This is a genomic window from Paenibacillus sp. ACRSA (assembly GCF_022346845.1).
GTDB lineage: Bacteria > Bacillota > Bacilli > Paenibacillales > Paenibacillaceae > Paenibacillus.
The window spans coordinates 149,858-165,220 of the sequence record NZ_JAKRNP010000006.1 but is presented as its reverse complement, the minus strand read 5'-3'; the positions used below and the strand labels follow the sequence as shown (position 1 = coordinate 165,220).

Below are 15,363 nucleotides of genomic sequence, written 5' to 3'. Positions count from 1 at the left end.
ACTGTTCGTTCGAATTGTTCATATTCACTTTAGCAAGATCGTTCATTTTCGGGACAGATGATTCAGTATTCAAGAGCGACAGGGGCACCTACAATAAAAACCAGAGCTCCACAGCGCACCAGCGCCGTCAAGAAATTCGGGAGGGATCGAGCCATGCTCAAAGAATTGAACAAAAACAAAATTATGTTTCTGATGCTGCTACCTACACTGATCTTTTTTCTGATTAACTCGTATTTTCCGATGGTCGGCATCTACTACGCGTTTACGAGGTATGATTTTGAAGGTGGTTTGTTTGGTAGCCCATTTGTAGGTTTGGAGAACTTCAAGTTTCTCTGGCAATCAGGAATGCTTCTGAAGCTGACCACCAATACCGTAGGTTACAATCTAGCCTTCATTATATTGGGGAACGGACTCGCTATCTTTTGTGCAATCATGTTAAGTGAGATTAGGGGAAAAGTGTTCAAAAAAGTGACCCAATCCGTTATGTTTCTACCGTATTTCATTTCATTTGTACTATTAAGTGTAATCGCTTACAACATGTTTAACTATGAATCCGGGTTTGTGAATACGGTGCTGAAGCGCTTCGAGGCAGGGCCGGTTGATATCTATAATACGCCGTGGATCTGGGTGTTTCTGATCATCATCTTCTATCTATGGAAGAACCTCGGTTACAGCATGGTCATCTATTTGGCTGCCATTACAGGCATCAGCGATGAATACTATGAGGCGGCTCGGATTGATGGAGCTAATATCTTTCAACGTATATGGTATATTACGGTTCCGATGTTGAAACCAACGTTTGTTATTCTGCTGCTCTTCTCATTAGGAAGCATTATGAAGGGGCAATTTGATCTCTTTTACCAACTGATCGGAAACAACGGGGTGCTGTATAATGCCACCGATATTATTGATACCTACGTATACCGCTCGTTGAAGGTGACTTTCGATATTGGCATGGCGACGGCTGCTGGTCTTTATCAATCCCTGTTCGGTTTTATTCTCATCATGACAGTCAATTACATCATTCGTAAAGTGAATGAGGATTACGCATTGTTCTAGAACGCCCAATAGGCAGAAGGGAGACCTACTATGCATACTCGTGCCAGAGATTCGGAATTTACGATGCTCTTTCAAGTGATCGCGTACACCTTTATATTGTTTCTTTCCATCATCTGTTTGGTGCCATTTCTACTCATTCTGTCTGGTTCATTTAGCAGTAATGAATCCATCGTGAGGGATGGATACCATCTGTTTCCCACTGATTTCTCCCTGGAAGGTTACAAAATGGTATTCAAATTCCCTACACAAGTACTCAAAGCCTATGGCATCACTGTATTTACGACCGTTGTAGGAACAGCGCTTGGACTGTTCTTCATCACCATGGCGGGGTTTGTATTACAACGCAAAGATTTTAAATACCGGAATACATTCTCCTTCTTCATCTACTTTACGACCTTATTCGGTGGAGGACTTGTACCTTGGTACATCATGCTGGCGAATTACTTTAACTTGACCGATACGTACACCGTATTGATCTTCCCAGGGCTCATGACACCGTTTCTCATCATTTTAATGAAAAATTTCATTCGATCCGCTGTTCCTGACGAGCTCATTGAGTCTGCCAAAATTGATGGGGCGAATGACTTCCGCATTTACTTCAGTGTTGTATTAAATTTGGCGATGCCTGGCATTGCCACTGTGGGGCTTTTCCTTGCACTCGGATACTGGAACGACTGGTTTACATCATCGCTCTTTATCAACAACCCGGATATGTATCAATTGCAATTCTATCTATACAACACGATGAACACGATTACGTTTATAGATCAGATGGCGATTGGAACAGGGATTACACTTAGTCAGGATGTGCCCACTGAATCAACCAAGATGGCGATGGCGATTATCGTGACTGGACCGATCTTGTTCCTGTATCCATTCGTTCAACGTTATTTTGTTAGAGGTCTGACGATTGGGGCGGTTAAAGGTTAGAACGCGAAACCGATGAGGATTCTGGGCTGTGGCAATCTAAACTGCTCTGTCTACATCGGATCTGCGCTAACATATACGTTTCACCACAAAAAGGGAGGATGCATATGCGAAACAAAACATTTCTTCGGCACCTGTCTCTAATTATTGCCTTAATGATGTTTGCTGGGGTGCTGGCCGCATGTAACACAGGTTCGGGGGAATCGACACAAGGTAGTGCAGAGGGAGACTCTTCAACTTCCAAAGGAGACAAAGTAACGCTGCAATTCTACATGCTTGGTGATGCACCGAAAGACCTACCGACCATTGAATCAGAAATTAATAAATTGGCTGAGGCTGATCTGAACGTCAACGTCAAATTCAACTACACCTCTTGGACAGACTGGGACCAAAAATATAAATTGCTGCTCTCCTCGGGGCAACCGATAGACCTTATATTTACGGCGGATTGGACATTCTACCAGTCCTATGCGAAAAAGGGTGCGTTCCTTGCGCTGGATGAAATGCTGCCCAAAGTTGCACCGGCTCTGCAAGCGCATGTACCAGAGGATATGTGGAATGCAGTCAAAATCAATGACAAAATCTATACGGTTCCTTCCACATGGATTGAATATGTAACGGAAGGCATTGCGTACCGTGAGGATTTACGTGAGAAGTATAATTTGCCTAAACCTGAATCTATGGAGACGCTTGAAGCTTACCTTGAGGGGATCAAAGCGAATGAACCGGATATGATACCGATCGCAGACAGCAATGCAAACCATACGCATGGCATTCGTCAATTGAACTCTAAGCTCGTAAATACAGCTGGTCAGTTACCTTATGGTCTGGATATTATGTATGATTCACCGTCCAATGTTGCTTCCTATTGGGGTTCAGCGCAGCATCTGGAAGATCTAAAAACCTACAAGCGCTGGATGGACAAAGGGTTTTTCCCGAAAAACGTACTGAATGTGAAAGACACTTCTAATTCACTGCTGCAAAATGGCAAAGCGGCTGTGATTCTCTCAGGAGAGAATCCGAACAAATTCAATGCCGACGTAATTAAGATCCAGTCAACACACCCTGATTGGAAGTTGGGTTATTTCCCGTACCCGAATGCGAAAGGGTTTGCACAACCGGTTCATCCGATTCATAACGGTTTTGCAATTCCCCGTAGCAGTAAAAATCCAGAAAGAGCACTCGCATTTTATGAGAAGCTGGTTACGGATAAACGATACAACTGGCTTACTGAGTATGGCGTAGAGGGGAAAAACTTCGAAGTACAAGATGGCTACTACAAAATGATTGGCGATGCTCAAACGAATGGCTTTCCACGTGAAGGCATGAATGGCTGGGCATGGCGTAATCCAGAATTCATGCTGTATGACAAGTCATTTGACGATGTCCTGAGCATGTTCGAGGAACTTGACAAAATTAAGAAGCCAGATATTTTTACTGGATTTGCAGAGGATTGGACACCTTATCAGGCTGAAAAGGCAGCACTGGAGCAAGTGGAGAAACAGTATCTCTACCCGCTAAACGTAGGCTTAGTAGCCGATGTCGAGACAGGACTGAATACATTTATGGAGAAGGCGAAGCAGGCTGGACTTGAAAAAATCCAAAGTGAATATACGAAGCAGTGGCAAGAATATCTGAAATCGGCTGGGATTCAATGATCTAGTATTGATATCGCACGGATAACCTGATACCCGATACCCAACAAAAACTGCGTTAATTTCGATATGGGAATCGTTGGCTCTGCTACTTTAAACTCATACAAGAAAGGGTACCTTCATAACGAAGATACCCTTTTTTGTATAGATATGAGTTGTTAGAAGCGTTAAACGCTTGACTGATCGGATGGATAAGAACGAATTTCTAATAGATCAATGATGCTCTGTGCACTCTGTGTTGGATGATACTTGGCAATCTGAGCCAAATGGCGTTTACGTTTACGGACAATATCCGGGTATTTATGTAACAGCCGATTCATCCAGTTCACTACAACATCTAGGGAAGTGATCGCTTCTCCAAGGCCTCTAGAAGTAAAATAATGAACGTTCTCTTCTTCCTGACCTGGAATCGGATTATGAAATAACATCGGAATACCCTTGGCAAGACCCTCACTGCATGTCATTCCACCAGGCTTGGTGATGAGCAGATCGGACACCTCCATTAGTTTGTCTACCTCGTTAGTGTATCCGATGATATGAATGTTTTCTTTTTGATATATAGGATTCTGTTCCATGCTGATTCTTACTTTGTCATTCCGCCCTAAGCAGAAAATGAGCTGAATATCCTTGTGCCAACGGGTAAGCATCTGATTCACAACTTCATCACTGAGCATTCCCCAACCACCACCCATGACTAATACGGTAGGCATATTTTTTAAATTGAACCTGCTTTGGATCTCATCACGTCCGGGGTGCTCCCAAAAGTTAGGATGAACAGGTATGCCTGTTACTCGAATTTTGTCTACAGACACACCTCTCAGCATCAGTTTGGACTTCACCTCATCTGTAGAGACGAGGTATAAGTCCACCTCAGGGCTGATCCAGGTACCATGAGCATCATAATCAGTAATCACAGTACACAGTGGCACTTGCACGCCCAATCGCTTTAACCTGGATATCACAGCACTTGGAATGGGATGTGTACAAACGATGACATTTGGACGAAGCTGACGAACAATACTGCGTGTATGAGTATAGAACAGCTTATGCAGCGCCAAAGTGGTCAATCGATTTAGAGACTTTTTATATTGATGTTTGTAAACATAGCCGACTAGCTTGGGTTGATTGGTAACGGTTTTTTTATATGCAGTAATAATCAATGGTGCAACCCGGGGGTTAAGGAAGCTTCCGAGTTCAAGGACTTTGGTCTGCACATCGGTAGAAAGTTTGCGCAAACTACTGGAAAGGGCGTAAGCTGCTTGGGTGTGTCCTGCACCAAAACCTTCTGATAATAGTAATACTCGTTTTTTCTCCACGCTTGATTCACCTGTTCCTGCTAGGTTTTCCTTCGTCTAACATATCGACTTTAAGTCCAGAATGCAACTGTCGCGAGTGCGACCAAAGTACCGATTGTAGCACCAGCAAGGACATCGGAAGGATAATGCAACCCCAAGTATATTCGGGAGAATCCGACAACAAGCGCTACAGGCAATAATACGCTGAGAAGAAATGGATCCATCGTCATAAATGGCACGGTAACCGAAAAGATCGCGGTGGTGTGTCCAGATGGGAATGAATGATCCGTCAAAGGATTACGAAATGTAATCGTGTCTGGTAATGCAAGGTAAGGCCGTATACGAGGATACAGCTTCTTGGCGATCGCCACGGGAATATGGCTAACTGCTAGAGCTACACAGGCTTGAAGTCCTGTTGTATTCCATGGAGCTGGTGCAACCAACCATATCAACAGTGAAATGGCGATGGATGATGTCGCCCCGCCCAGATGGGTGAAGTAATAGAGCCAAAAATTCATAAAACGATTATGAAGTCGACCATTAATCCACATAAACACATTTCGATCATACTCTTGAAACTTAACAAATAAACGGCTCATATTGGCCTCCTGCCAGTCAGGCCGCCCCAGAACGTGTCTCAAAACGTGCTGAAGTGCATCTTTTATCGCCATTTCGCTCCCTGCTGCGTCAATTTTCCTTGACGTGCCTCGGCACGCCAGCGGAAAACTTCCTTACTTGGAACGAAAATTCGGCAAAATCTGCTTCCTTCAGAATTATCAGACACGCCCTAATTGGCGGCAGTATTTCCGGGTAAGTTCTGTTTCCGGTTTTTGTCCTGATTACTATATAACCGTTTTTTAGAGGTTGTTCAAAAATTCCACTTTTGATTACGAAGGATGCCTAGCGGCATCACAGCATCGAATATGGAATTCAGCCGAAATAAGTGGATGCTTACGCAGCATGTTTCCATCGGAAACATGTAGTTGCTCACGTAGTTTGCCTACGCTCCGCTACTCCATTTCTAGCTTCGTCCCATCTTCTCGTTACTGAAAAGCGTTCTTTTTGAACACGCACTTTAGAAGCCAGGGTTATTTCAGGGATATGTTTATCATATTTTTAAATGTTGTCCTTTTCAAGAAGAAGACATGTGAAGAAAGTAAATTTCATGTTAAAGTGTGGATGAAAACCCAACTTAACATTTTGACTTGGACGAGCCAAAAAAGATACAATGATTCAATGCTGCTGAAATGAGGTAAGGAATTGTGTGATTTATATTAAACTTTTGTTGAACTTTTTGGGCTTGGTTTGCGTTATTTAGATATGTAGACTCTGGAGCTATATAGGTATCTTAGAAAAAAAGCAGGGACTATAGAAATAAAAAACAAGCAAACGGCTGAAAATAAGACATAACTGGCATGAATGCAAGTGTACAGTGTCGCGGACTGCCAATTTAGCGTTTAATGTTCACATTTCTGCTTCAGGAAGTGAAATTGCGGTTTTGACAAATGGCTAAAAAGAATCCAAAATCGATAAAGCAGCCAATTAGGTTCTAGCCAAGTTTGAAACATTGTTCAAAGCACTCACGTAGTACTCAAAAGAACAGGGTCATATTCTGCACAACAAAAAAAATAAGATGCAGAAGCAGGAAGAGAAACGCTTGTAGGTTAGTAATGGGTTTGAATAAAAGGGGGTAACAGAGAACGATGTTGGACGCTATATTCGTCACGCTGCAGGTGCTACTTGCACTGCTAGCTGTGTACCAATTCACGTTTTCGCTGTTCGGTCTGTATAAGAAAAAGAAAAAGAAAAATTATCCAGCGACAAAGTCATTTGCTGTACTGGTCGCTGCGCACAATGAGGAACAGGTCATTGGTGCATTGATGGAAAACTTAAAAGAACTTGATTATCCAGAAGATCTGTACGATGTATTTGTTATCTGTGACAACTGTACAGATGGAACAGCTCAAATTGTTAGAGACCATGGATTGAACGCATGTGTTCGTACGAATGCGGATCTCAGAGGTAAAGGGTATGCCATTGAGTGGATGCTCAAATATCTGTGGAAATTGCCACGTCAGTATGATGCAGTTGTTATGTTTGACGCGGATAACCTGGTAGATCGTAACTTTTTGCTTGAAATGAACGATGACCTTTGTAATGGAGCGCGCGTGATCCAAGGTTACATTGATACAAAGAATCCAGAAGATTCTTGGATTACAGCAGCGTATGGTGTATCCTACTGGTACATTAACCGTCTGTGGCAGTTGTCTCGTTACAACCTGAACATGGCGAATTTCCTTGGAGGTACAGGGATGTGCTTCGAGACTAATTTGCTGAAGGAAATTGGTTGGGGTGCAACGAGCTTGGTAGAGGATCTAGAGTTTACGATGCGTAGTGTGCAACGTAATGTCTATCCGGTATTCAATTATGATGCTAAGGTGTTTGATGAGAAACCGTTGACGTTCAAAGCTTCAGCTAGACAACGTCTTCGTTGGATGCAAGGTCACTTTACTGTTGCGCGGAGATATTTCTTCCCGTTGCTGTGGCAAAGTATCAAAGAAAGAAGCTTGGTCAAATTCGACCTTGCTGTATATGGTGCCAACGTATACGTCGTATTGCTAACCTTCTTGCTGACAGCAGTAATGTGGGTAGATACAGCGGTGTTTAATGGTCCGAATATCGCCAATGTGTATGGGTACTTCCCATTATGGGTAGGATTTGTAGCAATCGGTTTGAACATTTTGACGTTCTTGCTGTCAATGGCGCTGGAGAAGGTTACTTTTGCCAAAGTATATCTATACCTAGTGTTGTTCCCGATCTATCTGCTCTCTTGGTACCCAATTACGTTCTATGCGTTCTTTACACAGAACAACAAGCAATGGAGCCACACTCAACATACACGTGTTGTACGTTTGGATGAGGTACAGAGCAAACAAGGGTAATGCTTATATCTTATATTTGAGTAGTTGGTGAGCGGGTTTATAATGGTTTGAAATTTAAATTGTAAAGCTGTTGACAATGACTACTACAGGTGGTATAGTATTCAAGTGCGTTAAACAAATAGTGATATGGAATCACAAGAAGAAGTCCGACTTCTCACCTGACCAACAAATGTTGGCTGGTCAACGATCCCAATAATTTATGAAGTTGTATACTCATGAAGAATTGTGTTGATTACAGGGATGTCGGTAGTTTAACCGGCATCCCTTTTAATTTTGTATTACAGTATTGAAAATGACCTGGAGGTGGACGGTTATTAGTAAAGATCACATGATTAATGATGAGATTCGGGCGAAAGAAGTACGCCTTGTCGGAGCTGAAGGAGAACAAATTGGGATCACGCCGATTCGTGAAGCACTACAAATGGCGATTGATCTGAACTTGGATCTGGTCAATGTGGCACCACAGGCTAAACCGCCGGTGTGTCGCATCATGGACTATGGCAAATTCCGCTATGAGCAACAAAAGAAAGACAAAGAAGCCCGTAAGAACCAGAAAATTGTTGATATTAAAGAAGTATGGTTCCGTTCCAATATTGAGGAGCATGATTATCAAACGAAGCTTCGTAATGTAGTTAAGTTTTTGAAAGAGGGCGACAAAGTGAAATGTTCTGTTCGTTATCGCGGACGTGAAATTGCACATGCCGCCATTGGTCAGCGGATTTTGGAGCGCGTTAAGGTGGAAGTTGAAGAACTTTGCACGATCGAGCGTCAACCAAAATTGGAAGGCCGCAGTATGATCATGATTCTGGCTCCTAAAGCCTGATAACATTGAAGGAGGAAACACAAAATGCCTAAAATGAAAACACACAGCAGTTTGAAAGGACGCTTCAAAATTACCGGTTCCGGTAAAGTCCTTCGTTACAAAGCTCACAAAAACCACTTGCTTTCCCACAAATCAAAACGTGCTAAGCGCGTTCTGAATGGTAACCCAGTTATGGCTGCAGGTGACGTAAGACGTTTGAAACAAGGTTTGGCTAACCTCAAAGGCTAATTCAGTACAATACATTCCGTATGGGGGATCGGCTACGGCCGTACACATACCACGGATACATTTAATATTTATTTGGGAGGTTCTTTAATATGGCAAGAGTCAAGGGCGGTTTTGTAGTACGTCGTCGTCATAAAAAGGTTTTGAAACTGGCAAGAGGTTATTTCGGTTCCAAACACCGTATTTTTAAAACAGCTAACGAGCAAGTAATGAAATCCCTGGTATACGCATACCGTGACCGTCGCAACACGAAACGTAACTTCCGCAGACTGTGGATCGTTCGTATCAATGCTGCAGCACGTATGAATGGTTTGTCTTACAACAAACTGATCCATGGTTTGAAACTTGCTGGTGTAGATATGAACCGCAAAATGTTGGCTGATCTGGCCGTTAACGACATCAATGCGTTCAACTCTTTGGCTACTGTAGCTAAAGGCAAAATCAACGCCTAAATTATATTTATACAAGCCGCCGTACCTATGGCGGCTTTTTTTACGCCAGATTCTGCGTGAAGAATATACAACTGTCAGGAAGGGTACACTGAAAATGGCAGTAAAGGGTATGAGAGCATTGTGGTAGTACATAAAATCCGAATGATTAAATAGTGCAAATGAAAATGGTTTATTATTAACGGATGCCGCTCAATATGGAATATATTTGTTATATAACATCACATCGTTGTAACGTTAGCGTGTTAAACTGCTAAATTTTTAAGCGCTTTCAACAATAAAAGTGCAAAAATAAGTGCTTTTTGGTTATGAAACATCTAGATTTTAACACTGGTTAAATGTATAATCACCTCTAGTAGGCTAGTCCTAAACTTTTCTCTCTAGTCATAATGTTCGGTTTTTCGACAGATGATCCGGTAAAGTTAAGGGTGGAATGCGTTTATTATGTCGAATTAGGCATACATTCCACAACCAAACCGTGCTTGGCATCTGTTCTTCCGATTCATAAGGGTCTAGGTAGAAATTAGGTATATATCATTAAGGGGGAACTAAAGAAAATGAAGAAGATGCTCAGCTTGTCTTTGGTCATGTTGCTGGCAGTATCCGTAATGCTCGCAGGTTGCGGAAGCAAACCAAAAGAAGAAACGAATGCCGGAGGAACTACCGGTGGCGAAGCTACTGAAGCGAAATCCGATTTGCAAATTGGTATGGTAACTGACGTAGGTGGAGTTAACGATAAGTCCTTTAACCAATCCGCTTGGGAAGCTCTGCAAGCAACTGAAACTGAAACAGGTGTAGCTGTTAAATACCTGCAAAGTAAATCCGATGAAGAGTACATTCCAAACTTGAACGAATTCGTTAAAGGTGGATATGACCTGACTTGGGGTATCGGTTTCCAATTGGCTGATGCAATCAAAACGGTTGCTGACCAAAACCCAGATTCCAAACTCGCGATCATTGACAGCGTAGTGGATTCTCCTAATGTTAAGTCTGTAACTTTTGCTGAAGAAGAAGGATCTTTCTTGGTTGGTGTTGTTGCAGGTCTGACAACTAAAACAAACAAAATTGGTTTTGTAGGCGGTATGGAAAGCCCACTGATCAAAAAGTTTGAAGTAGGATTCAGAGAAGGCGTTAAAGCAGTTAACCCTGACGCTCAATTCATTTCTAACTACACAGGTGCATTTGATAAACCTGACCTTGGTAAAGCAGCAGCAGCAACACTTTACAACGAAGGCGTAGACATCATCTTCCACGCTTCTGGCGCAACTGGTAACGGTGTGTTTAACGAAGCAAGCGCTCGTAAGAAACAAGGGCAAGATGTATGGGTTATCGGTGTTGATAAAGACCAATCTCTTGAGTTTGGCGATGAAATCACGTTGACTTCCATGATCAAAAAAGTTGACGAAGCGGTTAAACGCGTAAACCAAGAAGTTGTTGATGGTACATTTGCTGGTGGTTCTGAGAACCTGACATTGAAAGAAAACGGTGTAGGTATCGCGGACACTTCTACTGCTAACGTATCAGCTGATACACTTGCTAAAGTTGAAGAGTACAAAGAAAAAATCATCAACGGCGAAATCAAAGTACCTACTGAGTAATTGATTTCAAGCCTAAATAAATGAATAGTCATCGAGGCCGGTCTTGACCGGCCTTATGATTGTCATGAGACATGTACTACATCTAAGAATCATCTGACCACACGCTCAGTGAGTAAGTCTATTAAGTAAGAAATCACAGTTTGAATGGCAGCTATTATTCCTAAATTAACGTCGTTAGACGTTTTTCTTACGTTTGTGGAACCACACTATATCAGGTATAAGGGTGATTACATGGGTGCAGCAACCCCCGTCGTTGAGTTAAAACAAATCACGAAGCGTTTTCCAGGCATTGTTGCCAACGACGCCATCAGCCTTCAGCTTCGTAAAGGCGAGATTCATGCTCTACTGGGCGAAAACGGCGCTGGTAAATCAACATTAATGAATATTGTATTTGGTCTCTATCAGCCGGATGAAGGTTCCATTGAGGTGAATGGCAAGCCGGTTATCATCGATAGCCCGAATAAGGCCATCGATCTGGGAATCGGTATGGTGCATCAGCACTTTAAGCTCGTACAGCCGTTCACGGTAACAGAGAACATTATTTTGGGATCTGAGCCAACAAAAGGTCTCAACATTAATTATAAAAAAGCTGCTGCAGAAGTGCAGCGCCTATCTGAGCAATATGGCTTGAAAGTAAATCCACATGCCAAAATACATGATATTTCGGTCGGAATGCAGCAACGGGTAGAAATTGTGAAGACATTGTACCGAGGTGCTGATATTCTGATTTTTGACGAGCCTACAGCGGTTTTGACGCCTCAAGAGATCAAAGAACTAATGATCATCATGAAAAAGCTCGTAGCTGAAGGTAAATCCATTATTTTGATTACACACAAGCTAAAAGAAATTATGGAAATCTCTGATACCGTAACGATCATTCGTCGTGGTAAAGTCATTGATTCAGTGAAGACCTCGGAGACCAATCCGAATGAACTCGCTGAGAAAATGGTAGGACGTAATGTCACGTTCAAAGTGGATAAGAAACCGGCTACACCAGGTGCTAACATTCTGGAAGTTAGCCAGTTGACGGCTAGAAACAAAGAGGACATGCCTGTTCTTAATAAACTGAACCTCAATGTGCGTGCAGGAGAGATTGTCGGTATCGCAGGGGTAGATGGTAACGGACAGAGTGAGTTGATTGAGGCACTTACCGGACTGCGCAAGATCGAGAGTGGCTCCATTCGTCTGCAAGGCAAGGAGATTGCTAATCTATCTCCAAGACGTATCTCGGAATCGGGAGTAGCTCATATTCCTGAGGATCGGCACAAACATGGACTTGTTCTTGATTTTTCAGTCAGCGAGAATATCGTACTGGAATCGTATTATAAATCGCCATACACACGTAGAGGCTTCCTGAACTTCGATGCGATTAAAAAGCAAGCGAAGCGACTTGTCGAGGCTTTTGACGTGCGTACACCGAGTATTGAGACCAAAGCACGTTCCCTGTCTGGAGGGAATCAACAAAAGGCCATTATTGCCCGTGAGGTTGATAAAAACCCAGAACTGCTGATTGCTGCTCAGCCTACTCGTGGTTTGGATGTAGGTGCGATTGAGTTTGTACAGAAGCAGTTGATTGCACAGCGTGATCAGGGGAAAGCAGTGTTATTGATTTCTTTCGAATTGGACGAAATTATTAATGTCTCCGATCGTATTGCTGTCATTTATGAGGGAGAGATCGTAGGCGAGGTGCTGCCAGAAGAAACCAATGACAGGGAGCTCGGCTTGATGATGGCGGGCAGCACCCAAAAGAGAGGTACAGTGCATGAATAACGTATTAAAATGGTTTACCCGTGATTCATTTATTTTACCTGTTGTAGCGATTGTTATGGGTCTGATCCTGGGTGGTATCGTAATGTTGATTGGTGGATATAACCCAGTTGAGGCTTATGGTGCTTTGTTTAAAAAGGTGTTCGGAGACATGTACAATTTCGGTGAAGCTGTACGTGAAATGACTCCGCTCATTATGACTGGCCTTGCCTTTGCCTTTGCATCACGTGCTGGTTTGTTTAATATCGGGGGAGAAGGACAATTCCTCGTGGGTATGACAGCAGCAACGTTTGTAGGTGTGAAATTCACAGGACTTCCGATCTACATTCATGCTCCACTGGCTCTGATCGCAGGTGCAGTATTTGGTGGACTGTGGGCAGCTATTGCCGGTTATTTGAAAGCTAAGCGCGGCGTAAATGAAGTTATCAGTAGTATCATGTTGAACTGGATTGGTCTGTATTTAGCCAACTTGATTGTACGTCAGTTCTTGCTGCAACCAGGGGAGAACCGCTCACAAAATATCGGTGAATCAGCTTCCATCAGTATCGCCTGGTTGTCCGAGTTAATGGGAAACTCTCGTGTACACATGGGAACATTAATAGCCATTGTTTTGGCTGTGCTCTTCTATATTTATATGTGGAAAACGAAACAAGGATATGAAATTCGTGCTGTAGGATACAACCCGAATGCAGCTGAATATGCAGGTATGCATGTAAACCGTAACATTGTCAAAGCAATGTTCATTAGTGGTATGCTGGCTGGTTTAGGTGGCGCATTCCAAGTGCTGGGTGTATTCCAATACCAAACCGTTATGTCTGGTTCACCAGGAACAGGTTTTGATGGGATCGCGGTTGCTTTGATTGGTTTGAATCATCCATTTGGTGTGCTTCTAGGTGCGTTGCTGTTCGGTACGCTCACTTACGGTTCTGCGGGAATGAGCTTTGCCGCGGATGTACCACCCGAGATTATTCGGATTGTTATCGGTTCGATTATCTTCTTCATTGCGGCACAAGGCATCGTGCGCTGGGTACTTAAACCGTTCTATTCCAAGCGCAAGAAAGAGAAGGTGTTGTAGATGGACTTGTTGACAATCGGGCAAATTATCAATACGACGCTTGTCTTTGCCACGGCATTGATTTTTGCATCCTTGGGCGGTATTTTCTCAGAGAAATCAGGTGTAACAAACCTGGGTCTTGAAGGTTTCATGGTGTTTGGAGCGTTCGCAGCGGGGATTGGTGCGCACTATGCTCAAGAAGCAGGTATGGATGGAACAACATCAGCTTGGATGGGTGTTCTCCTTGCCGTTGTACTTGGTGTAGTTGTATCGCTTATTCATGCGGTTGCTTCAATCACGTTTAAGGCTGACCAAATTATTAGTGGTATCGTAATTAACTTTTTGGCGGCAGGTAGCACACTGTATTTGGTAAAATTATTGTTCGAAGGTTCAGGGGATTCCCCGCTCGTACAAGGATTTAGCAAATTCAATGTGCCTCTGTTACAGGATATTCCTTTACTTGGAGAAGCTCTGTTCAAGAACGTATATCCAACGACGTACCTGGCCATTGCGTTTGTATTTGTGACGTATTACATCATGTACAAAACGCCATTTGGTCTGCGTCTCCGTTCGGTAGGGGAACATCCAAGTGCTGCAGATACAGTAGGTGTTAAGGTACTAAGATATCGCTATGTCGGCGTAATGATTAGTGGTGCGCTCGCAGCAATTGGTGGAGCTGCCATTACACTAACGACGACAGGAACATTCTCACATAACACAGTTTCTGGACAAGGCTTTATTGCAATTGCAGCAATGATCTTTGGTAAGTGGAACCCGATTGGTGCGTTCATCGCAGCGTTGTTCTTCGGATTCTCACAAGCGATTCGAAACTATGTGCAATTGTTCGATTGGTCTCAAAGTATTCCCCAGGAAATTATTTTCATGTTGCCTTATCTACTCACGATCATTGTACTTGTTGTAGCGGTTGGGCGTTCTTCTGCTCCGTCTGCACTCGGAGAGGCATACGATCCAGGGAAAAGGTAAGGAAATACAATGTGTTAAACAACTTCAAATTGCATTGCAAGAAAGATCCGCTGTGTGCGGGTCTTTTTTTTCTGTAACAGAACATGTTCTCCATTACTCTAGGTTAGGCCTTGAACCCATATTTCCTGGTAGGGACAAAGAAACAGGCGAAGTGAGCCATGGACGAATACACTGTTCTGAACGATGCGAGGAGGAGGGAAAAGTATGAAACAACATGTTACGCGTCATGCGGCGATGAAATTCATAGGCAAAAATATTGTTGCCGTTAAAAAGGATGGTACCCGAGTTACTGGGAAGCTGTTGAAAGTGTCGGGAAATAAATTGGTTTTGAAGCGATTGGATGGGAAAAAGGTACGTACAAAGGCGATCCTGCCACTTGTTTTATTTGATTTGCTCGCTATCGCAACTTTACCCTATGCTTACGGGTCAGGCCCAGGTTTCGGAGGCGGTTATGGTCCTGGGTACGGCCCTGGCTACGGACCAGGTCCGAAACCGGGTCCAGGATATGGTGGTGGTCCAGGCTACGGACCAGGTTCTGAATTTGGACCATATGGACCAGGACCACGTCCACCAGGTTTCTTTTGA

General features: G+C 43.2%; 14 protein-coding genes. 12 read left to right on the top strand and 2 right to left on the bottom strand.

The features are described from left to right. The first annotated feature begins 153 nt into the window (after window positions 1-153). From MH215_RS18490 to MH215_RS18480, 3 genes are all read left to right on the top strand, one after another. The gene (locus MH215_RS18490) at window positions 154-1,059 is read left to right on the top strand and encodes an ABC transporter permease (RefSeq protein ID WP_239292465.1); all 906 of its coding nucleotides are present in this window, start codon (window positions 154-156) and stop codon (window positions 1,057-1,059) included. A 30-nt stretch (window positions 1,060-1,089) separates the two neighbouring features. Beyond that, a complete protein-coding gene (locus tag MH215_RS18485) occupies window positions 1,090-1,989 on the top strand; it encodes a carbohydrate ABC transporter permease (RefSeq protein WP_239292463.1) in 900 nt (299 codons plus the stop codon). Window positions 1,990-2,087: 98 nt separating this feature from the next. After that, window positions 2,088-3,644: an ABC transporter substrate-binding protein gene (locus tag MH215_RS18480; RefSeq protein ID WP_481857457.1), complete on the top strand. Its 1,557-nt coding sequence runs from the start codon at window positions 2,088-2,090 to the stop codon at window positions 3,642-3,644. A 164-nt stretch (window positions 3,645-3,808) separates the two neighbouring features. Here the strand turns inward: MH215_RS18480 and MH215_RS18475 are convergent, their stop codons facing one another. Continuing rightward, window positions 3,809-4,957, bottom strand: coding sequence for an MGDG synthase family glycosyltransferase (locus tag MH215_RS18475; RefSeq protein ID WP_056698700.1), 1,149 nt, complete (start codon window positions 4,955-4,957; stop codon window positions 3,809-3,811). 50 nt (window positions 4,958-5,007) lie between these two features. Continuing rightward, window positions 5,008-5,535: a phosphatase PAP2 family protein gene (locus MH215_RS18470; RefSeq protein WP_239292449.1), complete on the bottom strand. Its 528-nt coding sequence runs from the start codon at window positions 5,533-5,535 to the stop codon at window positions 5,008-5,010. A 1,104-nt stretch (window positions 5,536-6,639) separates the two neighbouring features. Between MH215_RS18470 and MH215_RS18465 the strand changes: the two genes are divergently transcribed. From MH215_RS18465 to MH215_RS18425, 9 genes are all read left to right on the top strand, one after another. Continuing rightward, on the top strand, window positions 6,640-7,878 hold the full coding sequence (locus MH215_RS18465) for a glycosyltransferase family 2 protein (RefSeq protein ID WP_056698693.1): 1,239 nt from the start codon (window positions 6,640-6,642) through the stop codon (window positions 7,876-7,878). Between the two features lie 328 nt (window positions 7,879-8,206). After that, the gene (gene infC / locus MH215_RS18460) at window positions 8,207-8,701 is read left to right on the top strand and encodes a translation initiation factor IF-3 (protein ID WP_056698687.1); all 495 of its coding nucleotides are present in this window, start codon (window positions 8,207-8,209) and stop codon (window positions 8,699-8,701) included. Window positions 8,702-8,725: 24 nt separating this feature from the next. Further along, window positions 8,726-8,929 (top strand): 50S ribosomal protein L35, encoded by a 204-nt coding sequence (gene rpmI / locus MH215_RS18455; protein ID WP_017689665.1) that lies wholly within the window; start codon window positions 8,726-8,728, stop codon window positions 8,927-8,929. A gap of 89 nt (window positions 8,930-9,018) precedes the next feature. Continuing rightward, window positions 9,019-9,378: a 50S ribosomal protein L20 gene (gene rplT / locus MH215_RS18450; RefSeq protein WP_017689664.1), complete on the top strand. Its 360-nt coding sequence runs from the start codon at window positions 9,019-9,021 to the stop codon at window positions 9,376-9,378. 554 nt (window positions 9,379-9,932) lie between these two features. Then, the gene (locus MH215_RS18445) at window positions 9,933-10,973 is read left to right on the top strand and encodes a BMP family lipoprotein (RefSeq protein ID WP_239292438.1); all 1,041 of its coding nucleotides are present in this window, start codon (window positions 9,933-9,935) and stop codon (window positions 10,971-10,973) included. A gap of 231 nt (window positions 10,974-11,204) precedes the next feature. After that, on the top strand, window positions 11,205-12,743 hold the full coding sequence (locus tag MH215_RS18440; RefSeq protein WP_239292436.1) for an ABC transporter ATP-binding protein: 1,539 nt from the start codon (window positions 11,205-11,207) through the stop codon (window positions 12,741-12,743). After that, the gene (locus tag MH215_RS18435; RefSeq protein ID WP_239292434.1) at window positions 12,736-13,815 is read left to right on the top strand and encodes an ABC transporter permease; all 1,080 of its coding nucleotides are present in this window, start codon (window positions 12,736-12,738) and stop codon (window positions 13,813-13,815) included. Before MH215_RS18440 ends, MH215_RS18435 begins: the two co-directional genes overlap by 8 nt. Beyond that, a complete protein-coding gene (locus tag MH215_RS18430; protein ID WP_239292432.1) occupies window positions 13,816-14,778 on the top strand; it encodes an ABC transporter permease in 963 nt (320 codons plus the stop codon). A 204-nt stretch (window positions 14,779-14,982) separates the two neighbouring features. Continuing rightward, window positions 14,983-15,363 carry a hypothetical protein gene (locus MH215_RS18425; protein WP_239292430.1) on the top strand — a complete coding sequence of 127 codons (381 nt, stop codon included), beginning with the start codon at window positions 14,983-14,985 and terminating at the stop codon, window positions 15,361-15,363.

What these genes read in the sequence shown, in the direction of transcription:
- MH215_RS18490 (WP_239292465.1), top strand. Translation starts at nt 154, where the DNA reads ATGCTCAAAGAATTGAACAAAAACAAAATTATGTTTCTGATGCTGCTA.
- MH215_RS18485 (WP_239292463.1), top strand. Translation starts at nt 1,090, where the DNA reads ATGCATACTCGTGCCAGAGATTCGGAATTTACGATGCTCTTTCAAGTG.
- MH215_RS18480 (WP_481857457.1), top strand. Translation starts at nt 2,088, where the DNA reads ATGCATATGCGAAACAAAACATTTCTTCGGCACCTGTCTCTAATTATT.
- MH215_RS18470 (WP_239292449.1), bottom strand. Translation starts at nt 5,535, where the DNA reads ATGAGCCGTTTATTTGTTAAGTTTCAAGAGTATGATCGAAATGTGTTT.
- MH215_RS18465 (WP_056698693.1), top strand. Translation starts at nt 6,640, where the DNA reads ATGTTGGACGCTATATTCGTCACGCTGCAGGTGCTACTTGCACTGCTA.
- infC (WP_056698687.1), top strand. Translation starts at nt 8,207, where the DNA reads ATGATTAATGATGAGATTCGGGCGAAAGAAGTACGCCTTGTCGGAGCT.
- rpmI (WP_017689665.1), top strand. Translation starts at nt 8,726, where the DNA reads ATGCCTAAAATGAAAACACACAGCAGTTTGAAAGGACGCTTCAAAATT.
- rplT (WP_017689664.1), top strand. Translation starts at nt 9,019, where the DNA reads ATGGCAAGAGTCAAGGGCGGTTTTGTAGTACGTCGTCGTCATAAAAAG.
- MH215_RS18445 (WP_239292438.1), top strand. Translation starts at nt 9,933, where the DNA reads ATGAAGAAGATGCTCAGCTTGTCTTTGGTCATGTTGCTGGCAGTATCC.
- MH215_RS18440 (WP_239292436.1), top strand. Translation starts at nt 11,205, where the DNA reads ATGGGTGCAGCAACCCCCGTCGTTGAGTTAAAACAAATCACGAAGCGT.
- MH215_RS18435 (WP_239292434.1), top strand. Translation starts at nt 12,736, where the DNA reads ATGAATAACGTATTAAAATGGTTTACCCGTGATTCATTTATTTTACCT.
- MH215_RS18430 (WP_239292432.1), top strand. Translation starts at nt 13,816, where the DNA reads ATGGACTTGTTGACAATCGGGCAAATTATCAATACGACGCTTGTCTTT.
- MH215_RS18425 (WP_239292430.1), top strand. Translation starts at nt 14,983, where the DNA reads ATGAAACAACATGTTACGCGTCATGCGGCGATGAAATTCATAGGCAAA.